The sequence below is a fragment of the Streptomyces klenkii genome (assembly GCF_003626645.1).
Classification (GTDB): domain Bacteria; phylum Actinomycetota; class Actinomycetes; order Streptomycetales; family Streptomycetaceae; genus Streptomyces; species Streptomyces klenkii.
Genome location: NZ_RBAM01000013.1, coordinates 159,178 through 181,302, shown reverse-complemented (window position 1 = coordinate 181,302; position 22,125 = coordinate 159,178). Strand labels below are relative to the sequence as shown.

Sequence of the window (22,125 nt, the reverse complement as noted above, 5' to 3'; positions counted from 1 at the left end):
GCCTTTCGCCCAGCCCGTCGTTCCGCCGCCCTCGTGGCCGCGGGCCGGCGGGCTGGCGCGTTTCCGGGCCGCCGCGTCTCGCACATCCGTGCCGTACGGACCGGTAATGCGGTACGGGCGCGGAGGCCCGGCGCGATAAGGTCGGTATCCGAGCAGAAAAGACCACAGCTAGGGAGCGGTGCAGCGTGTCCGGTGGAGAGGTGGCCGGGATCCTCGTGGCCGTCTTCTGGGCGATTCTGGTGTCCTTCATCGCCCTGGTGCTGGTGCGGCTCGCGCAGACGCTCAAGGCGGCCACCAAGCTGGTCGCCGACGTCACCGAGCAGGCCGTGCCGCTCCTCGCCGACGCCTCGGCGACCGTCCGCTCCGCGCACACCCAGCTCGCCCGCGTCGACTCGATCGCCGCGGACGTCCAGGAGGTCACGGCGAACGCCTCGGCGCTCTCCTCGACCGTCTCCTCCGCCTTCGGCGGCCCGCTGGTCAAGGTCGCCGCCTTCGGCTACGGCGTCCGGCGGGCGATGGGCCGCAAGGCCGCTCCCGAGCCGAAGGGCTCCGTCTTCGTCGGCAAGGCCGTCGGCAGCCCCCTGCCGTCCGCCCGCGCCGGCCGCCGCACCCGTGGGAAGGGTTGACCCCAGGAATGTTCCGCCGCACCTTCTGGTTCACGACCGGTGTAGCAGCCGGTGTCTGGGCCACCACCAAGGTCAACCGGAAGCTCGCCAAGCTCACCCCGGAGAGCCTGGCCCTGCAGGCCGCGGACCGCGCGGTCATCGCCGGGCGCAGGGTCAAGCTCTTCGCGCTGGACGTCCGTGACGGGATGGCGCACCGGGAAGCGGCGCTCAAGGACGCGCTCGGCCTCAGCGCCGCGCCGCCCGCCCCCGAGCACCGCGCGGTCCCCGGGCAGCGCCACCTCGTCGCCCTCGACCAGCACCACACCTACAACTCGCTCACCCGGAAAGAGGACCACTGATGGAGTCGGCTGAAATCCGCAGGCGCTGGCTGCGCTTCTTCGAGGAGCGTGGGCACACCGTCGTGCCGTCGGCGTCGCTCATCGCGGACGACCCGACCCTGCTGCTGGTCCCCGCGGGCATGGTGCCCTTCAAGCCCTACTTCCTCGGCGAGGTCAAGCCGCCCTTCCCGCGCGCCACCAGCGTGCAGAAGTGCGTCCGCACGCCGGACATCGAAGAGGTCGGCAAGACCACCCGCCACGGCACGTTCTTCCAGATGTGCGGCAACTTCTCCTTCGGCGATTACTTCAAGGAAGGCGCCATCAAGTACGCCTGGGAGCTGCTGACGACTCCCGTGGCGGACGGCGGCTACGGCCTGGAGCCGGAGAAGCTCTGGATCACCGTCTACCTCGACGACGACGAGGCCGAGCGCATCTGGCGCGACGTCGTCGGCGTGCCCGCCGAGCGGATCCAGCGCCTGGGCAAGAAGGAGAACTACTGGTCCATGGGCGTTCCCGGCCCGTGCGGACCGTGCTCCGAGATCAACTACGACCGTGGCCCCGAGTTCGGCGTCGAGGGCGGCCCGGCCGTCAACGACGAGCGCTACGTGGAGATCTGGAACCTGGTCTTCATGCAGTACGAGCGCGGTGCCGGCGACGGCAAGGAGGACTTCCCGATCCTCGGGGAGCTGCCGTCGAAGAACATCGACACCGGTCTCGGCCTCGAGCGCCTGGCGATGATTCTTCAGGGCGTGCAGAACATGTACGAGACCGACACCCTGCGCGTCGTCATGGACAAGGCCACCGAGCTGACCGGCGTCCGTTACGGCGCCGCCCGGGACACCGACGTCTCGCTGCGCGTGGTCGCCGACCACATGCGCACGTCCACGATGCTCATCGGTGACGGCGTCACCCCCGGCAACGAGGGCCGCGGATACGTCCTGCGCCGCATCATGCGCCGCGCCATCCGCAACATGCGCCTGATGGGCGCCACCGGCCCCGTCGTCGCCGAGCTGCTCGACGTCGTCATCAAGACGATGGGCCAGCAGTACCCGGAGCTGGAGAGCGACCGCAAGCGCATCGAGACGGTCGCCCTCGCCGAGGAGGCCGCCTTCCTCAAGACGCTCAAGGCCGGCACCAACATCCTCGACACCGCCGTGACGGAGACCAAGGCCTCCGGCGGCAAGGTCCTGGCCGGCGACAAGGCGTTCCTGCTCCACGACACCTGGGGCTTCCCGATCGACCTCACCCTGGAGATGGCCGCCGAGCAGGGCCTGTCCGTGGACGAGGACGGCTTCCGCCGCCTGATGAAGGAGCAGCGGGAGCGCGCCAAGGCCGACGCCAAGGCCAAGAAGACCGGCCACGCCGACCTGTCCGCCTACCGCGAGGTCGCGGACACCTCCGGCGAGACCGACTTCACCGGCTACAGCCTCACCGAGAACGAGTCCACGATCGTCGGTCTCCTCGTCGACGGCCTGCCCTCGCCGGCCGCCACCGAGGGCGACGAGGTCGAGGTCGTCCTGGACCGCACCCCCTTCTACGCCGAGGGCGGCGGCCAGCTCGCCGACACCGGCCGCATCAAGCTCGACACGGGCGCCGTGATCGAGATCCGCGACGTGCAGAAGCCCGTTCCGGGCGTGCACGTGCACAAGGGCGTCGTCCAGGTCGGCGAGGTCACCGTGGGCGCCTCCGCCTACGCCTCGATCGACGTCAAGCGCCGCCGCGCCATCGCCCGCGCCCACTCGGCCACGCACCTCACGCACCAAGCCCTGCGCGACGCGCTCGGCCCGACGGCCGCCCAGGCCGGCTCGGAGAACTCGCCGGGCCGCTTCCGCTTCGACTTCGGTTCGCCGTCCGCTGTGCCCGGCACCGTGCTGACCGACGTCGAGCAGCGCATCAACGAGGTCCTCTCCCGGGAGCTCGAGGTGCAGGCCGAGATCATGAGCCTGGACGAGGCCAAGAAGTCCGGCGCCATCGCCGAGTTCGGCGAGAAGTACGGCGAGCGCGTCCGCGTCGTCACCATCGGCGACTTCTCCAAGGAGCTGTGCGGCGGCACGCACGTCGCCAACACCGCCCAGCTGGGTCTGGTGAAGCTGCTGGGCGAGTCGTCCATCGGCTCGGGCGTGCGCCGTGTCGAGGCCCTCGTCGGCGTCGACGCCTACAACTTCCTGGCCAAGGAGCACACGGTCGTCGCCCAGCTCCAGGAGCTCGTCAAGGGCCGCCCGGAGGAGCTGCCGGAGAAGATCTCCGGGATGCTCGCCAAGCTCAAGGACGCCGAGAAGGAGATCGAGCGCTTCCGCGCCGAGAAGGTCCTCCAGGCCGCCGCGGGCCTGGCCGAGGGCGCCAAGGACGTGCACGGCACGGCCCTGGTCACCGGCCGCGTCCCGGACGGCACCGGCGCCGACGACCTGCGCAAGCTCGTCCTCGACGTGCGCAGCCGCATCAACGGCGGCCGCCCGGCCGTGGTGGCGCTGTTCACCGTGGCCAACGGCCGTCCGCTGACGGTCATCGCCACCAACGAGGCCGCCCGTGAGCGCGGTCTCAAGGCCGGCGAGCTGGTCCGTACGGCCGCCAAGACCCTCGGTGGCGGCGGTGGCGGCAAGCCGGACGTCGCCCAGGGCGGCGGCCAGAACCCCGAGGCCGTCGACGAGGCCATGGCCGCCGTCGAGCGCCTCGTGGCCGAGGCGGCCTGACCCGTGCGCCGAGGAAGACGCATCTCCGTCGACGTCGGGGACGCCCGGATCGGGGTCGCCTCGTGCGACCCCGACGGGATCCTCGCCACCCCGGTGGAGACCGTGCCCGGCCGTGACATCCCCAAGGCCCACAAGCGGCTCGTGGAGATCGTCGCGGAGTACGAGCCGATCGAGGTCGTCGTCGGCCTGCCCCGTTCCCTCAAAGGAGGGGAGGGGCCGGCCGCGGCCAAGGTGCGTACCTTCGCCAAGGAGATGGCGCGCCGCGTGGCGCCCGTCCCGGTGCGCCTGGTCGACGAGCGCATGACGACGGTCACCGCGACGCAGGGGCTGCGCGCCTCGGGCGTCAGTTCCAAGAAGGGCCGGTCCGTGGTGGACCAGGCGGCCGCGGTCGTCATCCTGCAGAACGCCCTGGAGACCGAGAAGGTCTCCGGCAGGCCCCCGGGCGAGACCGTCGAAGTGGTCATCTGATCGCAGTACGGTAACGTTCCGCGCTGAACACATGGCAGCCGTCCGGCCGCCGTCCTCGACGACGGCCGGGCGACTGGGAACCGCGCTCCTCCGAGCGCCCACCTGCTGCCGCTGCGCGGCTCTAGGGGATCGATGACTGAGTACGGCCGGGGCTCCGGCTCCCAACCGTGGCATCCTGACGACCCGCTGTACGGGGACCAGGGCTACAGCGGCGGACAGCAGCAGCACCCGCAGCAGTCGCAGCAGCCCCAGTACGGTCACGACCAGCAGCAGTACGGCTGGGACCCCGCCCAGGGCGGGCAGCAGCAGTACGGGCAGCAGGGCGGCGGCACGTACGGCGGCGGGCAGTCCGACTACTACGGCACGCCCGACGGCTATCAGCGGCAGCCGCAGCATCCCCAGCAGCAGTCGCACCCTCAGCAGCCGCAGCACCAGCAGCCGCAGCATCCTCAGCACCAGGTGCCTCAGCAGCCGCATGGCCAGCAGGGGCATCAGCAGGCCCCGCAGCAGATGCAGCAGGCGCAGCAGGCACAACAGCAGCCGCAGCACGCCGGGCCGTACCAGCCGCAGCAGGAGTGGTCCGAGCCCGACGAGGAGAAGATCTCCCTCTTCGACGACCTGCCTCCGGCCACGGCCCGCCCCGGCGAGCACGACGGCGAGCCCGGCGTGCCCGGGGACGAGGACGACGACGAGGAGCGCGAGGAGCGCTCCCGCGGCCGCGACCGGCGCGGCAAGAAGCCCAAGAAGAAGAACAAGCGCCGCAGCGGCACGGCCTGCCTCGTGGTCGCCGTGGTGCTCCTCGGCGTCGTGGGCGGTGGCGGCTACTTCGCCTACGACTACTGGCAGACCCACTTCGGCGCGGCGCCCGACTACGAGGGCCAGGGCGACGGCCAGGTCCAGGTCGAGATCCCCAAGGGGGCCAGCCTGACCGAGATGGGCCGGGTCCTGGAGAAGGCCGGGGTCGTCAAGAGCGTCGGCGCCTTCACCGACGCCGCCGCCAAGAAGGCCATCCAGCCGGGCACGTACACCCTGCACAAGCAGATGTCCGGCGCGGCGGCCGTCGAGATGATGACCAACGCCGGCAACTTCCTGACCATCGCCGAGGGCCGGCGGGCCGTCCAGATCTACGCCGCCATCGACCAGAAGCTGGGCCTCGCGGCGGGCACCACCAAGGACGTCGCCAAGAACCAGTCGAAGAACCTCGGGCTGCCGGCGTGGGCCGGCACCGACCCCAAGATCAGGGACCCGCTGGAGGGCTTCCTCTTCCCCTCGCAGTACAGCGCCGGCAAGGGCACCAAGCCGGAGACCATCCTCAAGCAGATGGTCGCCCGGGCCAACGAGAACTACGCCAAGCAGGACCTGGAGGGCAAGGCGCGCGAGCTGGGCCTCAAGTCCCCGCTCCAGCTGATCACCGTGGCCAGCCTGGTCAACGCCGAGGGCATGACGCACGACGACTTCCGCAAGATGGCGCGGGTCATCTACAACCGCCTCAAGCCCACGAACGTCGAGACGAACGGCAAGCTGGAGTTCGACTCGACGTACAACTACACGAAGAACCAGAGCAAGCTGGATCTCAGCCCCAAGCAGCTCCGGGCGCTCGACGACCCGTACAACACCTACTTCTACAAGGGCCTGCCTCCCGGCCCCATCGGCAACCCGGGCGAACAGGCCCTCAAGGCGGCCATGGATCCGGAGCAGGGCGACTGGTACTACTTCGTCTCCATCAACGAGAAGACGACGTTCACCAAGAACCTGGCGGAGCACCAGAAGCTCGTGGACGAGTTCAACAAGAGCCGGAAGCCGTGATGAGCCACGCCCCGGAGCGCCGCCGCGCGGCCGTCCTCGGTTCCCCGATCGCCCACTCGCTCTCCCCGGTCCTGCACCGCGCCGCGTACGCGGAGCTGGGCCTGGGGGAGTGGACGTACGACCGCTTCGAGGTGGACGAGGCCGCGCTGCCCGCCTTCCTCGACAAGCTGGACGAGACCTGGGCAGGGCTGTCCCTGACCATGCCGCTCAAGCGGGCGGTGATGCCGCTGCTGGACGAGGTCAGCAGCACGGCCGCGTCGGTCGAGGCCGTCAACACCGTCGTGTTCACCGAGGACGGCCGCCGCCTCGGCGACAACACCGACATCCCCGGCATCGCCGCGGCCCTGCGCGAGCGCGGCGTGACGGAGGCCGCCTCCGCCGCCGTGCTGGGCGCGGGCGCCACCGCGTCCTCCGCGCTGGCCGCCCTGGCCGGGATCTGCACGGGCGAGGTCGTCGTGTACGTGCGCAGCGAGGCCCGTGCGGCCGAGATGCGCGAGTGGGGCGAGCGGCTCGGCGTGGCCGTCCGCACCGAGGACTGGTCCCGCGCGGCCGAGGCGCTCACCGCCCCGCTGGTAGTGGCCACCACTCCCGCGGGGGCCACCGACGCCCTCGCGGAGGCCGTCCCGGACCGTCCCGGCGCCCTCTTCGACGTCCTCTACGAGCCGTGGCCCACGCCCCTGGCCGCGGCCTGGTCCGCGCGCGGCGGCACCGTCCTCGGCGGCCTGGACCTCCTCGTCCACCAGGCGGTTCTCCAGGTCGAGCGGATGACCGGCCGGCCGCGGGCGCCGCTGGCCGCGATGCGCGCGGCGGGCGAGGCCGCCCTGGCCGCCCGCGGCTGACGGCACCCGTCCGGGCGACCACGACGTGACTCACTCCGTTCCACAACGCGGACCGGAGGGCGGACAGGACCGTCCGGCATGGGAGGATCAGAAGTGGCGGGCCGGGGCCGCGCACCCGGGCGCCGCACGATCTTGAGGCGCGCGAGCAAGAGGAGTCCCGTTGAGCAGGTTGCGCTGGCTGACTGCCGGTGAGTCGCATGGTCCGGCACTCGTGGCGACGCTGGAGGGCCTGCCCGCCGGTGTCCCCGTCACCACGGACATGGTGGCGGACCACCTGGCCCGGCGGCGGCTCGGCTACGGCCGCGGCGCGCGCATGAAGTTCGAGCGGGACGAGGTCACCTTCCTCGGCGGCGTGCGCCACGGCCTGACGATGGGCTCCCCGGTCGCGGTCATGGTGGGCAACACCGAGTGGCCCAAGTGGGAGAAGGTCATGGCGGCCGATCCGGTGGACCCGGAGGAGCTGGCGGCGATGGCCCGCAACGCCCCGCTGACCCGCCCCCGCCCCGGCCACGCCGACCTCGCGGGCATGCAGAAGTACGGGATCGACGAGGCCCGCCCGATCCTGGAGCGCGCCTCCGCCCGCGAGACCGCCGCCCGCGTCGCCCTCGGCGCCGTCGCCCGCTCCTACCTCAAGGAGACGACGGGCATCGAGATCGTCTCCCACGTCATCGAGCTGGCCGCGGCCAAGGCGCCGCTCGGCGTCTACCCCACGCCCTCCGACGTCGACAAGCTCGACGCCGACCCGGTCCGCTGCCTGGACGAGGCGGCCGGCAAGGCGATGGTTGCCGAGATCGACCAGGCCCACAAGGACGGCGACACGCTCGGCGGCGTCGTCGAGGTGCTGGCCTACGGCGTCCCCGTCGGCCTGGGCTCGCACGTGCACTGGGACCGCCGCCTGGACGCCCGCCTCGCCGCGGCCCTGATGGGCATTCAGGCGATCAAGGGCGTCGAGGTCGGCGACGGCTTCGAGCTGGCCCGGGTGCCGGGCTCGCAGGCCCACGACGAGATCGTCTCCACCGAGGACGGCATCCGCCGCGCCTCCGGCCGCTCCGGCGGCACCGAGGGCGGCCTGTCCACGGGCGAGCTGCTGCGCGTCCGCGCGGCCATGAAGCCGATCGCCACCGTGCCGCGCGCCCTGCGCACCGTCGATGTCGCCACCGGCGAGGCCGCCCAGGCCCACCACCAGCGCTCCGACGTCTGCGCGGTCCCGGCCGCCGGCATCGTCGCCGAGGCGATGGTCGCCCTCGTCCTGGCCGACGCGGTGGCGGAGAAGTTCGGCGGCGACAACGTCGCCGAGACCCGCCGCAACGTCCAGGGCTACCTCGAGAACCTGGCCATCAAGTGACCGCGCCCGTCGTCGTGCTGGTGGGCCCGCCGGGAGCCGGCAAGTCCACCATCGGCGCCCTGCTCGCCCAGCGGCTGGGCACCGGCTACCGCGACACCGACGCCGACATCGAGCGGACCGCCGGCAAGCCCATCCCGGAGATCTTCATCGACGAGGGCGAGCCGCACTTCCGCGAGCTGGAGCGGCAGGCGGTGCGCGCCGCCGTCGCCGGGCACCCCGGCGTGCTCTCCCTCGGCGGCGGCGCGATCATGGACGACGGGACCCGGGCCCTCCTCGTGGGGCTGCCGGTGGTCTTCCTCGACGTCGAGCTCGCCGACGCCGTCCGGCGCGTCGGCCTCGACGCCCCGCGCCCGCTGCTCGCGGTCAATCCGCGGCAGCGCTGGCGCGAGCTGATGGAGGCCCGCCGCCCGCTCTACACGGAGGTCGCCCGGGCCACCGTCACCACCGGCGGCCGCACGCCGGACGAGGTCGCCGACGCCGTGCTGGAGGCCCTGCACCTGGCCCCGGTGCCCGGCGACCGTACACAGGACACCACGCAGTGAGGAACGCATGACCGACGCCCCCACCCGCATCCAGGTCGCCGGCAGCGCGGGCACCGACCCGTACGAGGTCCTGGTCGGGCGCCAGCTGCTGGACGAGCTGCCCGGCCTCATCGGCACCAAGGCCAAGCGGGTCGCCGTGCTCCACCCCGAGGCCCTCGCCGAGACCGGCCAGGCGATCCGCGAGGACCTGGCCTCCCAGGGCTACGAGGCCATCGCGATCCAGCTGCCCAACGCCGAGGAGTCCAAGACCGTCGAGGTCGCGGCCTACTGCTGGAAGGCGCTGGGCCAGACCAACTTCACCCGCACCGACGTCATCGTCGGCGTGGGCGGCGGCGCCACCACGGACCTCGCCGGCTTCGTCGCCGCCACCTGGCTGCGCGGCGTGCGCTGGATCGCCGTGCCCACCACGGTGCTGGCCATGGTCGACGCCGCCGTCGGCGGCAAGACCGGCATCAACACCGCCGAGGGCAAGAACCTCGTCGGCGCCTTCCACCCGCCGGCCGGCGTCCTGTGCGACCTGGCCGCGCTGGACTCGCTGCCGGTCCACGACTACGTCAGCGGCCTCGCCGAGGTCATCAAGGCGGGCTTCATCGCCGATCCGGCCATCCTCGACCTCATCGAGGCCGACCCCGAGGCCGCCCGCACCCCCGCCGGGCCGCACACCGCCGAGCTGATCGAGCGCGCGATCCGGGTCAAGGCCGACGTGGTCTCCTCCGACCTCAAGGAGTCGGGCCTGCGCGAGATCCTCAACTACGGCCACACCCTCGCCCACGCCATCGAGAAGAACGAGCGCTACAACTGGCGGCACGGCGCGGCCGTCGCCGTCGGCATGGTCTTCGCCGCCGAGCTCGGCCGCATCGCCGGCCGCCTCGACGACGCGACCGCCGACCGGCACCGCGAGATCCTCACCTCCGTGGGCCTGCCCGTCACCTACCGCGGCGACCAGTGGCCCAAGCTGGTGGAGACCATGAAGGTCGACAAGAAGACCCGCGGCGACCGGCTGCGCTTCATCGTCCTGGACGGCCTGGCCAAGCCGACGGTCCTGGAGGGCCCCGACCCGGCGATGCTGCTGGCCGCACACGCGGAGATCGCCGCATGACCGCGCGCCGGGTCCTCGTGCTGAACGGCCCCAACCTCGGCCGCCTCGGCTCCCGCGAGCCCGACGTCTACGGCTCGACCTCCTACAAGGGCCTGGTGGAGGAGTGCACCCGGCTCGGCGCGGAGCTCGGCTTCGCCGTCGACGTGCGCGAGACCAACGACGAGGGCGAGCTGGTCCGCTGGCTGCACGAGGCGGCCGACGGCGCCCTCCCGGTCGTCATCAACCCCGGCGCCTTCACGCACTACTCGTACGCCATGCGCGACGCGGCCGCCCAGCGCACCGCGCCGCTGATCGAGGTGCACATCTCCAACCCGTACGCGCGCGAGGAGTTCCGCCACACCTCCGTGATCGCGGCCGTCGCCAGCGGCACCGTCGCGGGCTTCGGCATCGGCTCCTACCGGCTCGCGCTGCGGGCCCTGGCCGAGGAACTCGCGGGCTGACGCGGCCGTTGCCCCTGGAGGGGCAACGGGGACGGGGCTCGGGTACTCTCCCGTCTGGCCGTCGCCCGGTGGCGTGAGCTGAGGCCCTCTCAGCTCACGCCACCGGGCGCCCCTGACGCCCGCGCCCCTACGAGACGGAGTGCCACCGGATGCAGTACCCCGTGGGGCCGCCGCTGCCGCCGGCCCACCCCCCGATGCCGGGCGCGCCCCCGCCGCCCGCCGCGCAGACCGGCCATTTCCTGCTGCCGCAGGGCGTACCCGTGCCGGGCGCCGTGCCCGCCGCGCAGCCCGCCGACCCCGCCCACGCCCCCGTCGCGGTGATCCTCATCGGCCCGGCCGGCGCCGGGAAGACGACCGTGGCCCGGCACTGGGCGGACACCCGCCGCGTGCCCACCGCCCACATCAGCCTGGACGACGTCCGCGAGTGGGTGCGCTCGGGCTTCGCCGACCCGCAGTCCGGCTGGAACGACCACTCCGAGGCGCAGTACCGGCTGGCCCGCCGCACCTGCGGCTTCGCCGCCCGCAACTTCCTCGCCAACGGCATCTCCTGCATCCTCGACGACGCCGTCTTCCCCGACCGGCCCGCCGTCGGCCTCGGCGGCTGGAAGCGCCACGTGGGCCCCGGCCTGCTCCCCGTCGTCCTGCTGCCCGGCCTGGAGGTCGTCCTGGAGCGCAACGCCGAGCGCTCGGGCAACCGCCGCCTCGGCGACGAGGAGGTGGCCCGGATCCACGGCCGGATGGCCGGCTGGTACGGCTCCGGCCTGCCGATCATCGACAACTCCCAGCAGGACGTCACCACCACCGCCCGCCTCCTCGACGAGGTCGTCGCCCGCTCGCTGGCCAGCCCGCCCAGCTGGTGACCGCCCTCCCCGGCCGCCCCCTCCGGCCGGGTTCCGGGAGCCGGTGCCCGGTCGGACGCGCTGGGACGGCCGCCCGCGGCACCCCGCCGTAGGCTCACAGACATGTCCGAGGTGTACGCGGCGCGCCGCGACCGGCTGCGCGAGCGCTGCCACGCGGCCGGGAGCGAGGCCGCCCTGGTCTCCGGGAACGCCAACGTCCGCTATCTGGCCGGCACCGCACCGGCCGGGGCGGTGCTGCTCGTGTGCCCCGGCCGGGACGTCCTGCTGTGCCCCTGCGACCCCTGCGGGGGCGAGGCCTCCGGCCCCCGGGCCGCGGAGGATCTCCAGGTCGTCGTGCTGGCCGAGGCGGACGGCGACCCGGCCGTCGCCGCCGCCGAGCATGCCGCGGCCGCGGGCAGGAGCTCGCTCGCCGTGGAGGAGCACCACCTGACGGTCTCCCGCCACCGCGCCCTGCGGTCCGTCGCGCCCCGGCTGCGCCTGACCGACCTCGGCCCGGCCGTGGAACAGCAGCGGCTCGTCAAGGACGATGAGGAGATCTCCTCCCTGCGGATCGCCGCGGAGATCGCCGACCAGGCCCTGGGGGAGCTCCTGGAGTCGATCCTGGTCGGGCGCACCGAGCGGCACCTGGCCCTGGAGCTGGAGCGCCGGCTGGTCGACCACGGCGCGACGGGCCCGGCCTTCCCCACCTCGGTGGGCACGGGCCCGAACTCGGGGCTGGCCGGGCACCTGCCGGGCGACCGCCGGGTGGAGGAGGGCGATTTCCTCAGCGTGTGCGTGGGCGCCGACTACCGCGGCTACCGCAGCGAGATCGGCCGGACGTTCGTGATCGGGACCAGCCCGGCGGACTGGCAGATCGAGCTCTACGACCAGGTGTTCGCAGCCCAGCGGGCCGGCCGGGAGGCGCTCGCGCCGGGCACTCCGTACCGGGAAGTGGACCGCGCGGCGCGCCTGGTGCTGGAGGCCGCGGGGCACGGCGAGCGGGTCGGGCCGGGCGTCGGACACGGCGTGGGACTCGAAAACGACGAGGACCCTCGGCTGACACCTTCGGCAATGGGTAAACTGGACGCTTGCGTGCCGGTCACCGTAGATCCGGGGGTTCACCTCCCGGGCCGCGGCGGAGTCCGGATCGATGACACGCTCGTCGTCCGCCCCGAGGCGGACGGCGGACCCGAGCTACTCACCATCACGACCAAAGAGCTGCTCGCGCTCTAGCGGGGCGCACCGCACTTTCTGGTTCCACCAGTCCAGGAGATACCGCAACCGTGGCATCCACGAACGACCTCAAGAACGGCATGGTGCTCAAGCTCGACGGGGGCCAGCTCTGGTCCGTCGTCGAGTTCCAGCACGTCAAGCCCGGCAAGGGCCCCGCCTTCGTCCGTACGAAGCTGAAGAACGTGCTCTCCGGCAAGGTCGTCGACAAGACCTTCAACGCCGGCGTGAAGGTCGAGACGGCCACCGTCGACCGCCGCGACATGCAGTTCTCCTACATGGACGGCGAGTACTTCGTCTTCATGGACATGCAGACGTACGACCAGCTGATGGTCGACCGCAAGACCGTCGGCGACGCCGCCAACTTCCTCCTCGAGGGCTTCACGGCCACCGTGGCCGCGCACGAGGGCGAGGTGCTCTACGTCGAGCTGCCGGCCGCCGTCGAGCTCGTCATCGAGCACACCGAGCCGGGTGTCCAGGGCGACCGCTCCACCGGTGGCTCCAAGCCCGCCACCCTGGAGACCGGCTACGAGATCCAGGTCCCGCTCTTCATCACCACCGGTGAGAAGATCAAGGTCGACACGCGCACCGGCGATTACCTCGGCCGGGTGAACAGCTAACCGTGGCTGCCCGCAGCAAGGCCCGTAAGCGCGCCTTCCAGATCCTCTTCGAGGCCGACCAGCGCGGCATCACCGTGCAGAACGTGCTCGCGGACTGGATCCGGCACTCGCGGTCCGACGACCGCCAGCCGCCGGTGAACGAGTACACGATGGAGCTGGTCGAGGGGTACGCGCAGCACGTGTCCCGGATCGACGAGCTGATCTCCACCTACGCGGTCGACTGGGACCTGGACCGGATGCCGGTCGTGGACCGGAACATCGTGCGGCTCGGTGCCTACGAGCTGATCTGGGAGGACGGCACTCCGGACGCGGTGGCGATCGACGAGGCGGTGCAGCTCGCCAAGGAGTTCTCCACGGACGACTCGCCGGCCTTCGTCAACGGTCTGCTCGGCCGCTTCAAGGAGCTCAAGCCGAGCCTTCGGCGCGACGAGAAGTAAGCCGCAGAAAGCGAACCGCCCGGGGGCGGGAAACCGCAAGGTTTCCCGCCCCCGGGCGGTTGTGTGGGGGAAGAGGACCTGCTGTCAGGCGTCCTCGTGCTGGACCGCGCGGCGCGCGTCCGCGTCGAGCACGCCCCAGCTGATCAGCTGCTCGGTGAGCACCGAGGGCGACTGGTCGTAGATGACGGCAAGGGTCCGCAGGTCGTCCTGGCGGATCGAGAGGACCTTGCCGTTGTAGTCACCGCGCTGGCTCTGGATGGTGGCCGCGTAACGCTGGAGCGGGCCGGCCTTCTCGGCCGGCACGTGGGCCAGGCGCTCAAGGTCCAGAACCAGCTTCGGCGGCGGCTCGGCGGCGCCGCCCGGCGTGGTGCCGGGCAGCAGCTCCTGCACGGGAACCCCGTAGAAGTCGGCCAGCTCGGCCAGGCGCTGCACGGTCACGGCACGGTCGCCGCGCTCGTACGAACCCACTACGACGGCCTTCCAGCGGCCCTGGGACTTCTCCTCCACGCCGTGAAGGGAGAGGCCCTGCTGGGTGCGGATGGCGCGGAGCTTGGCCCCGAGCTGTTTGGCGTATTCGCTGGACATAAAGCTCCCCGGACGCTGTATCGACGTGCGACGGCGTCTTCTGCGACTGCCGCGTGTCTGGTAACTCACTGTGAGGTTACGCAGCGTAATCTGACTTCGTCAAGCCGAATGGTCCATACCGTCCTCCAGGAGGGGTGACGGTGAGCGCCCGGCGCCGGGCCTGGTACGGTGAGGGAGTAATTCCGACGTCCTTTAAAGTCCGTCCCGTGAGGCGGAGAAGGAGGTCCGTTTCTATGGACGCCATTCCCAGCGCGCGTCCCGTGCTCGAAGCACCGGACATCGCCCGGGTTCTCACCCGTATCGCTCACGAGATCGTCGAGCGCGCCAAGGGCGCGGACGATGTCGTGCTCCTCGGCATCCCCACCCGCGGCGTCTTCCTCGCCCGCCGGCTGGCCGCCAAGCTCGAGGAGATCACCGGAGGCAAGACCCCGGTCGGCTCCCTCGACATCACCATGTACCGCGACGACCTGCGGCTCCGCCCGGCGCGTGCGCTCGCCCGCACGGAGATCCCCGGCGAGGGCATCGACGGCAGGCTCGTGATCCTCGTCGACGACGTGCTCTTCTCCGGCCGCACGATCCGCGCCGCGCTCGACGCGATGAACGACCTCGGTCGGCCCCGTGCCGTCCAGCTCGCGGTCCTCGTCGACCGCGGTCACCGCGAACTCCCCATCCGTGCCGACTACGTCGGCAAGAACCTCCCGACGTCGCTGCGGGAGACGGTCAAGGTCCACCTCACCGAGGAGGACGGCCGCGACAGCGTGCTCCTCGGCGCGGGCACGACCGCCCCGGCCGACGGGCAGTAGCACCCTCCTCCGCGGACCCGGCGAGCTGCCCGGGACCGTGCCGCCGCATGCCCGGCCCCCGCCTTCGCACACCTCCTTAACCCACGGAGAACCGGATGAAGCGCCACCTCATCTCGGCCGCCGACCTCACCCGCGACGACGCCGTCCTGATCCTCGACACCGCCGAGGAGATGGCCCGGGTCGCGGACCGGCCGATCAAGAAACTGCCCACCCTGCGCGGCCGCACCGTCGTCAACCTCTTCTTCGAGGACTCGACGCGCACCCGTATCTCCTTCGAGGCCGCCGCCAAGCGCCTGTCCGCCGACGTCATCAACTTCTCCGCCAAGGGCTCCTCGGTCTCCAAGGGCGAGTCGCTGAAGGACACCGCGCTGACCCTGGAGGCCATGGGCGCGGACGCCGTCGTCATCCGCCACCACGCCTCCGGCGCCCCCTACCGGCTGGCGAACTCCGGCTGGATCGACGGGGCCGTCGTCAACGCCGGCGACGGCACCCACGAGCACCCCACCCAGGCCCTGCTGGACGCCTTCACCATGCGCCGCCGCCTGGTCGGCCGGGACGCCGGGATCGGCCAGGACCTCTCCGGGCGCCGCATCACGATCGTCGGCGACGTGCTGCACAGCCGCGTGGCCCGCTCCAACGTCCACCTGCTGACCACCCTCGGCGCCGAGGTCACCCTCGTCGCCCCGCCCACGCTGGTGCCCGTCGGCGTCGGGAGCTGGCCCTGCGAGGTCTCCTACGACCTCGACGCCGTGCTCCCGAAGTCCGACGCCGTGATGATGCTGCGCGTGCAGCGCGAGCGCATGAACGCCGCGTTCTTCCCGACCGAGCGCGAGTACTCGCGCCGCTACGGCCTGGACGGCGACCGCATGGCGAAGATGCCCGAGCACGCCGTCGTGATGCACCCCGGCCCGATGAACCGCGGCATGGAGATCACCGCCGAGGTCGCCGACTCCGACCGCTGCACGGCCGTCGAGCAGGTCGCCAACGGCGTCAGCACGCGCATGGCCGTCCTCTACCTGCTGCTCGGCGGATCCGAGCCCGCCGTCACCACGAGCGCCGCCACCACGAACAACGCCCGCACCGAGGAGAACAAGTAATGTCCAAGATCCTGATCCGCGGTGCGAAGGTCCTCGGCGGTGAGCCGCAGGACGTCCTGATCGACGGCGAGACCATCGCCGAGGTGGGGAACGGCCTGTCCGCCGAGGGCGCCACCGTCGTCGAGGCCGACGGCAAGATCCTGCTGCCCGGCCTGGTCGACCTCCACACCCACCTGCGCGAGCCCGGCCGCGAGGACTCCGAGACCGTCCTGACCGGCACCCGGGCCGCCGCGAGCGGCGGCTTCACCGCCGTCTTCGCCATGGCCAACACCTTCCCCGTCGCCGACACCGCCGGCGTCGTCGAGCAGGTCTGGCGCCTGGGCAAGGAGTCCGGCTACTGCGACGTGCAGCCGATCGGCGCCGTCACCGTCGGCCTGGAGGGCAAGCAGCTCTCCGAGCTCGGCGCCATGCACGACTCCGCCGCCGGCGTCACCGTCTTCTCCGACGACGGCAAGTGCGTCGACGACGCCGTGATCATGCGCCGCGCCCTGGAGTACGTGAAGGCCTTCGGCGGCGTCGTCGCGCAGCACGCCCAGGAGCCCCGGCTCACCGAGGGCGCCCAGATGAACGAGGGCATCGTCTCCGCCGAGCTCGGCCTGGGCGGCTGGCCCTCCGTCGCCGAGGAGTCGATCATCGCCCGCGACGTCCTCCTCGCCGAGCACGTCGGCTCCCGGGTGCACATCTGCCACCTGTCCACGGCCGGCTCCGTCGAGATCGTCCGCTGGGCCAAGTCCCGCGGCATCGACGTCACCGCCGAGGTCACCCCGCACCACCTGCTCCTGACCGACGAGCTCGTCCGCTCGTACAACCCGGTCTACAAGGTGAACCCGCCGCTGCGCACCGAGCGCGACGTCCTGGCGCTGCGCGAGGCCCTGGCCGACGGCACGATCGACATCGTCGCCACCGACCACGCCCCGCACCCGCACGAGGACAAGGACTGCGAGTGGGCCGCGGCCGCCATGGGCATGGTGGGCCTGGAGACCGCGCTGTCCGTCGTCCAGCAGACGATGGTCGAGACCGGGCTGCTGGACTGGGCCGGCGTCGCCGAGCGCATGTCCGTCAAGCCCGCCCGCATCGGCAGCCTCGAAGGCCACGGCCGCCCGATCGCCGCCGGTGAGCCCGCCAACCTCACCCTGGTCGATTCCGCTTACCGTGGTGTCGTGGACCCCGCGGGCTTCGCCTCCCGCAGCCGCAACACCCCCTACGAGGGCCGCGAGCTGCCGGGTCGCGTCACCCACACCTTCCTGCGGGGCCGGGCTACGGTCGTGGACGGGAAACTCGCGTGACATCAGCACCATCTGCACTGATCAACCTGGCGGCCGAGCAGAAGTCTGCCGACGTCACCGACTGGGCCGCGCGCATCGGCTGGGTCGTGGGGCTGCTGCTCTTCATCGCGCTGCTCTACTGGCTGATGCGCGAGGGCTGGAAGTGGCGCGGCACGCTCCAGGGCGACCTGCCCGAGCTGCCCACCGCCCCCGCTGACCAGGGCGAGCCCACCCTGACGATGAATGGCCGCTACCACGGCTCCACCACGGCCGGGCAGTGGCTCGACCGCATCGTCGCCCGCGGCCTCGGCACCCGCAGCCGGGCCGAGCTCACCCTGACGGAGCAGGGCGTCACCGTCGTGCGCCCGGGCGCCCAGGACTTCTTCATCCCCGCCGACCGGGTGCGCGGCGCCCGGCTCGACAAGGGCATCGCCGGCAAGGTCCTCACCGAGGGCGGCCTGCTGGTGATCACCTGGGTGCACGGGGACCGGGAGATCGATTCCGGTTTCCGCTCCGACCAGGCGGCCGAGCACGCCGCCTGGGTCGAGTCCCTCACCCACCTGCACCACCTGAACAGCGACACGGAAGGCGCACGATGACGACCTCCACCAGGGGGACTGCCAAGATCCCCGCCGTACTCGTCCTGGAGGACGGCCGGATCTTCCGCGGCCGGGCCTACGGGGCCGTGGGGGAGACCTTCGGCGAGGCCGTGTTCTCCACCGGCATGACCGGCTACCAGGAGACCCTGACCGACCCCTCGTACCACCGCCAGGTCGTCGTGATGACCGCCCCGCACGTGGGCAACACCGGCGTCAACGACGAGGACCCCGAGTCCGCGCGCATCTGGGTCGCCGGCTACGTGGTGCGCGACCCCGCCCGCATCCCGTCCAACTGGCGCTCGCGCCGCTCCCTGGACGAGGAGCTGGCCAAGCAGGGCGTCGTCGGCATCAGCGGCATCGACACCCGCGCCCTCACCCGCCACCTGCGCGAGCGCGGCGCCATGCGCGTCGGCATCTTCTCCGGACACTCCCTGCCCGACGAGGGCACCATGCTCGCCGAGGTGCGCCAGGCCCCCGAGATGACGGGCGCCGACCTCTCCGCCGAGGTCGCCACCAAGGAGACCTACGTCGTCCCCGCGATCGGTGAGAAGCGCTTCACCGTCGCCGCGATCGACCTGGGCATCAAGGGCATGACCCCGCACCGGATGGCCGAGCGCGGCATCGAGGTGCACGTCCTGCCCGCCACGGCCACCGCCGAGGACGTCTACGCGGTCAAGCCCGACGGCGTGTTCTTCTCCAACGGCCCGGGCGACCCGAGCACGGCCGACCACCCCGTCGCCGTCATGCGCGAGGTCCTCTCCCGCAAGACGCCGCTGTTCGGCATCTGCTTCGGCAACCAGATCCTCGGCCGCGCGCTCGGCTTCGGCACGTACAAGCTGAAGTACGGCCACCGCGGCATCAACCAGCCCGTGCAGGACCGTACGACCGGCAAGGTCGAGGTCACCGCGCACAACCACGGCTTCGCCGTCGACGCCCCGCTCGACCGGGCGACCGATACGCCGTACGGCCGGGTGGAGGTCTCCCACGTGTGTCTGAACGACGACGTGGTGGAAGGCCTCCAGCTGCTCGACCAGCCGGCATTCAGCGTCCAGTACCACCCCGAGGCAGCCGCAGGCCCGCACGACGCCGCGTACCTGTTCGACCGGTTTGTCGAGCTCATGCGAGACAACAATCAGCACAGCGTCTCCCCGATGGAGGGCCAGCGTGCCTAAGCGCACCGACATCCAGTCCGTTCTGGTCATCGGCTCCGGCCCGATCGTCATCGGCCAGGCCGCGGAGTTCGACTACTCCGGCACCCAGGCCTGCCGCGTGCTGAAGTCCGAGGGCCTGCGGGTCATCCTCGTGAACTCCAACCCGGCCACGATCATGACCGACCCGGAGATCGCCGACGCCACGTACGTCGAGCCGATCACCCCCGAGTTCGTCGAGAAGATCATCGCCAAGGAGCGCCCCGACGCCCTCCTGCCCACCCTCGGCGGCCAGACCGCGCTCAACACCGCGATCTCCATGCACGAGAACGGCGTGCTGGAGAAGTACGGCGTGGAGCTCATCGGCGCCAACGTCGAGGCGATCCACAAGGGCGAGGACCGCGACCTGTTCAAGGGCGTCGTCGAGGCCGTCCGCGCCAAGATCGGCCACGGCGAGTCCGCCCGCTCGGTCATCTGCCACACCATGGACGAGGTCCTCGCGGGCGTCGGGACGCTCGGCGGCTACCCCGTCGTCGTCCGCCCCTCCTTCACCATGGGCGGCGCCGGCTCCGGCTTCGCCCACGACGAGGAGGAGCTGCGCCGCATCGCCGGCCAGGGCCTCACGCTCTCCCCGACCACCGAGGTGCTCCTGGAGGAGTCCATCCTCGGCTGGAAGGAGTACGAGCTGGAGCTGATGCGCGACAAGAACGACAACGTCGTGGTCGTCTGCTCCATCGAGAACTTCGACCCCATGGGCGTGCACACCGGTGACTCCATCACCGTCGCCCCGGCGATGACGCTCACCGACCGCGAGTACCAGATCCTCCGCGACGTCGGCATCGCGATCATCCGCGAGGTCGGCGTCGACACCGGCGGCTGCAACATCCAGTTCGCGGTGAACCCCGAGGACGGCCGGGTCATCGTCATCGAGATGAACCCGCGCGTCTCGCGCTCCTCCGCGCTCGCCTCCAAGGCCACCGGCTTCCCGATCGCCAAGATCGCCGCCCGGCTCGCCGTCGGCTACACGCTGGACGAGATCCCCAACGACATCACCGAGAAGACCCCGGCGTCCTTCGAGCCCACGCTCGACTACGTCGTGGTCAAGGCGCCCCGCTTCGCCTTCGAGAAGTTCCCGGCCGCCGACGCCACCCTCACCACCACCATGAAGTCGGTGGGCGAGGCCATGGCCATCGGCCGCAACTTCACCGAGGCGCTCCAGAAGGCCCTGCGCTCGCTGGAGAAGAAGGGCTCGCAGTTCGACTTCGTCTCCGCGCCCGGCGACAAGGCGGAGCTGCTGGCGAAGGCCGTCGTCCCCACGGACGGCCGCATCAACACGGTCATGGCGGCCATCCGCGCCGGGGCCACCGCCGAGGAGGTCTTCGACGCCACGAAGATCGACCCGTGGTTCGTCGACCAGCTCTTCCTGATCAACGAGATCGCCGCCGAGCTGGCCGACGCCGTCCGCCTGGAGCCCGAGCTGCTGGCCGAGGCCAAGCGGCACGGCTTCTCCGACGCCCAGATCGGCGAGATCCGCGGGCTGCCCGAGGCCGTCGTCCGCGAGGTCCGGCACGCCCTCGGCGTCCGCCCGGTCTACAAGACGGTCGACACCTGCGCCGCCGAGTTCGCCGCGAAGACCCCGTACTTCTACTCCTCCTACGACGAGGAGACCGAGGTCGCCCGCCGCGAGAAGCCCGCGGTGATCATCCTGGGCTCGGGCCCGAACCGCATCGGCCAGGGCATCGAGTTCGACTACTCCTGCGTCCACGCCTCCTTCGCGCTCAGCGCCGCGGGCTACGAGACCGTGATGGTCAACTGCAACCCCGAGACCGTCTCCACCGACTACGACACCTCCGACCGGCTCTACTTCGAGCCGCTCACCCTGGAGGACGTCCTGGAGATCGTCCACGCCGAGCAGGAGGCCGGCCCCGTCGCGGGCGTCGTCGTCCAGCTCGGCGGCCAGACCCCGCTGGGCCTCGCCCAGGCGCTCAAGGACAACGGCGTGCCGATCGTCGGCACCTCGCCCGAGGCCATCGACCTCGCCGAGGAGCGCGGCGCGTTCGGCCGCGTGCTCACCGAGGCCGGCCTGCCCGCGCCCAAGTACGGCACCGCCTTCTCCTTCGAGGAGGCCAAGGGCATCGCCGGCGAGATCGGCTACCCGGTCATGGTCCGCCCGTCCTACGTGCTCGGCGGCCGCGGCATGGAGATCGTCTACGACGAGCCCTCCCTCGGCGAGTACCTGGAGCGCCACGCCGGGCTGATCTCCGAGCACCCGGTCCTCATCGACCGCTTCCTCGACGACGCCATCGAGATCGACGTCGACGCGCTCTACGACGGCCAGGAGCTCTACCTGGGCGGCGTCATGGAGCACATCGAGGAGGCCGGCATCCACTCCGGCGACTCCGCCTGCGCCCTGCCCCCGATCACCCTCGGCGGCTTCGACATCAAGCGGTTGCGCGCCTCCACCGAGGCCATCGCCAAGGGCGTCGGCGTCCGGGGCCTGATCAACATCCAGTTCGCCATGGCCGGGGACATCCTCTACGTCCTGGAGGCCAACCCGCGCGCCTCCCGCACGGTCCCCTTCACCTCGAAGGCGACCGCCGTGCCGCTCGCCAAGGCCGCCGCCCGGATCTCGCTGGGCGCGACCATCGCCGAGCTGCGCGCCGAGGGCATGCTGCCCAAGGAGGGCGACGGTGGCACGCTGCCGCTGGACGCGCCGATCTCCGTCAAGGAGGCCGTGATGCCGTGGTCGCGCTTCCGCGACGCCTCCGGCCGCGGCGTGGACACCGTCCTCGGCCCGGAGATGCGCTCCACCGGCGAGGTCATGGGCATCGACAGCGTCTTCGGCACGGCCTACGCGAAGTCGCAGGCCGGCGCCTACGGCGCGCTGCCCACCAAGGGCCGGGCGTTCGTCTCGGTGGCCAACCGCGACAAGCGCTCGATGATCTTCCCGGCGCGCGAGCTGGTCGCCCACGGCTTCGAGCTGCTGGCCACCTCCGGCACCGCCGAGGTGCTGCGGCGCAACGGCATCAACGCCACCGCCGTGCGCAAGCAGAGCGAGGGCGAGGGCCCGAACGGCGAGAAGACGATCGTCCAGCTCATCCACGACGGCCAGGTCGACCTGATCGTCAACACCCCGTACGGCACCGGCGGCCGCCTCGACGGCTACGAGATCCGTACGGCCGCGGTCGCCCGCGCGGTGCCGTGCCTGACCACGGTCCAGGCCCTCGCGGCCGCCGTCCAGGGCATCGAGGCGCTCACTCGCGGTGACGTGGGGGTGCGCTCCCTCCAGGAGCACGCGGAGCACCTGACCGCGGCGCGCGAGGCGTAAGA

The 22,125-nt window shown here is 71.8% G+C and carries 21 protein-coding genes; 20 read left to right on the top strand and 1 reads right to left on the bottom strand.

Going from position 1 to position 22,125, the window contains the following annotated elements; genetic code table 11:
• The first annotated feature begins 185 nt into the window (after positions 1-185).
• From D7231_RS27640 to nusB, 14 genes are all read left to right on the top strand, one after another.
• Positions 186-626 (top strand): DUF948 domain-containing protein, encoded by a 441-nt coding sequence (locus D7231_RS27640; RefSeq protein WP_241999953.1) that lies wholly within the window; start codon positions 186-188, stop codon positions 624-626.
• 8 nt (positions 627-634) lie between these two features.
• A complete protein-coding gene (locus D7231_RS27635; RefSeq protein ID WP_120758271.1) occupies positions 635-964 on the top strand; it encodes a DUF6167 family protein in 330 nt (109 codons plus the stop codon).
• Positions 964-3,633, top strand: coding sequence for an alanine--tRNA ligase (gene alaS / locus D7231_RS27630; protein WP_120758270.1), 2,670 nt, complete (start codon positions 964-966; stop codon positions 3,631-3,633). Before D7231_RS27635 ends, alaS begins: the two co-directional genes overlap by 1 nt.
• A 3-nt stretch (positions 3,634-3,636) precedes the next feature.
• Positions 3,637-4,101 (top strand): Holliday junction resolvase RuvX, encoded by a 465-nt coding sequence (gene ruvX, locus D7231_RS27625; RefSeq protein ID WP_043188057.1) that lies wholly within the window; start codon positions 3,637-3,639, stop codon positions 4,099-4,101.
• A 132-nt stretch (positions 4,102-4,233) separates the two neighbouring features.
• The gene (gene mltG, locus D7231_RS27615) at positions 4,234-5,907 is read left to right on the top strand and encodes an endolytic transglycosylase MltG (RefSeq protein ID WP_120758269.1); all 1,674 of its coding nucleotides are present in this window, start codon (positions 4,234-4,236) and stop codon (positions 5,905-5,907) included.
• Positions 5,907-6,746, top strand: coding sequence for a shikimate dehydrogenase (locus D7231_RS27610; RefSeq protein WP_120758268.1), 840 nt, complete (start codon positions 5,907-5,909; stop codon positions 6,744-6,746). Before mltG ends, D7231_RS27610 begins: the two co-directional genes overlap by 1 nt.
• Before the next feature lie 160 nt (positions 6,747-6,906).
• A complete protein-coding gene (aroC, locus tag D7231_RS27605; protein ID WP_120758267.1) occupies positions 6,907-8,091 on the top strand; it encodes a chorismate synthase in 1,185 nt (394 codons plus the stop codon).
• Entirely contained in the window at positions 8,088-8,633 is a 546-nt protein-coding gene (locus D7231_RS27600; protein ID WP_120758266.1) for a shikimate kinase, read from the top strand. The genes aroC and D7231_RS27600 overlap by 4 nt, the downstream gene beginning before the upstream one ends.
• 7 nt (positions 8,634-8,640) lie before the next feature.
• Positions 8,641-9,732, top strand: a complete 1,092-nt coding sequence (aroB, locus tag D7231_RS27595) for a 3-dehydroquinate synthase (RefSeq protein WP_120758265.1) — start codon at positions 8,641-8,643, stop codon at positions 9,730-9,732.
• Positions 9,729-10,172 carry a type II 3-dehydroquinate dehydratase gene (gene aroQ, locus D7231_RS27590; protein ID WP_120758264.1) on the top strand — a complete coding sequence of 148 codons (444 nt, stop codon included), beginning with the start codon at positions 9,729-9,731 and terminating at the stop codon, positions 10,170-10,172. Before aroB ends, aroQ begins: the two co-directional genes overlap by 4 nt.
• A 149-nt stretch (positions 10,173-10,321) precedes the next feature.
• A complete protein-coding gene (locus D7231_RS27585) occupies positions 10,322-11,032 on the top strand; it encodes an AAA family ATPase (protein WP_120758263.1) in 711 nt (236 codons plus the stop codon).
• Positions 11,033-11,134: 102 nt separating this feature from the next.
• Positions 11,135-12,244, top strand: coding sequence for an aminopeptidase P family protein (locus D7231_RS27580; RefSeq protein WP_120758262.1), 1,110 nt, complete (start codon positions 11,135-11,137; stop codon positions 12,242-12,244).
• A 50-nt stretch (positions 12,245-12,294) separates the two neighbouring features.
• Positions 12,295-12,861: an elongation factor P gene (gene efp / locus D7231_RS27575; protein WP_120758261.1), complete on the top strand. Its 567-nt coding sequence runs from the start codon at positions 12,295-12,297 to the stop codon at positions 12,859-12,861.
• 2 nt (positions 12,862-12,863) lie between these two features.
• Positions 12,864-13,298, top strand: coding sequence for a transcription antitermination factor NusB (gene nusB / locus D7231_RS27570; protein WP_120758260.1), 435 nt, complete (start codon positions 12,864-12,866; stop codon positions 13,296-13,298).
• An 84-nt stretch (positions 13,299-13,382) separates the two neighbouring features.
• Here the strand turns inward: nusB and bldD are convergent, their stop codons facing one another.
• On the bottom strand, positions 13,383-13,883 hold the full coding sequence (bldD, locus tag D7231_RS27565) for a transcriptional regulator BldD (protein ID WP_004948690.1): 501 nt from the start codon (positions 13,881-13,883) through the stop codon (positions 13,383-13,385).
• 233 nt (positions 13,884-14,116) lie between these two features.
• Between bldD and pyrR the strand changes: the two genes are divergently transcribed.
• From pyrR to carB, 6 genes are all read left to right on the top strand, one after another.
• On the top strand, positions 14,117-14,686 hold the full coding sequence (gene pyrR, locus D7231_RS27560; protein WP_120758259.1) for a bifunctional pyr operon transcriptional regulator/uracil phosphoribosyltransferase PyrR: 570 nt from the start codon (positions 14,117-14,119) through the stop codon (positions 14,684-14,686).
• 95 nt (positions 14,687-14,781) lie between these two features.
• Positions 14,782-15,783, top strand: coding sequence for an aspartate carbamoyltransferase catalytic subunit (locus tag D7231_RS27555; RefSeq protein WP_120758258.1), 1,002 nt, complete (start codon positions 14,782-14,784; stop codon positions 15,781-15,783).
• A complete protein-coding gene (locus tag D7231_RS27550) occupies positions 15,783-17,069 on the top strand; it encodes a dihydroorotase (RefSeq protein ID WP_120758257.1) in 1,287 nt (428 codons plus the stop codon). Before D7231_RS27555 ends, D7231_RS27550 begins: the two co-directional genes overlap by 1 nt.
• A complete protein-coding gene (locus D7231_RS27545; RefSeq protein ID WP_241999952.1) occupies positions 17,066-17,647 on the top strand; it encodes a PH-like domain-containing protein in 582 nt (193 codons plus the stop codon). Before D7231_RS27550 ends, D7231_RS27545 begins: the two co-directional genes overlap by 4 nt.
• Positions 17,644-18,819: a glutamine-hydrolyzing carbamoyl-phosphate synthase small subunit gene (carA, locus tag D7231_RS27540; protein ID WP_120758256.1), complete on the top strand. Its 1,176-nt coding sequence runs from the start codon at positions 17,644-17,646 to the stop codon at positions 18,817-18,819. Before D7231_RS27545 ends, carA begins: the two co-directional genes overlap by 4 nt.
• Positions 18,812-22,123 (top strand): carbamoyl-phosphate synthase large subunit, encoded by a 3,312-nt coding sequence (gene carB / locus D7231_RS27535; protein ID WP_120758255.1) that lies wholly within the window; start codon positions 18,812-18,814, stop codon positions 22,121-22,123. The genes carA and carB overlap by 8 nt, the downstream gene beginning before the upstream one ends.
• The last annotated feature ends 2 nt before the right edge of the window (positions 22,124-22,125 follow it).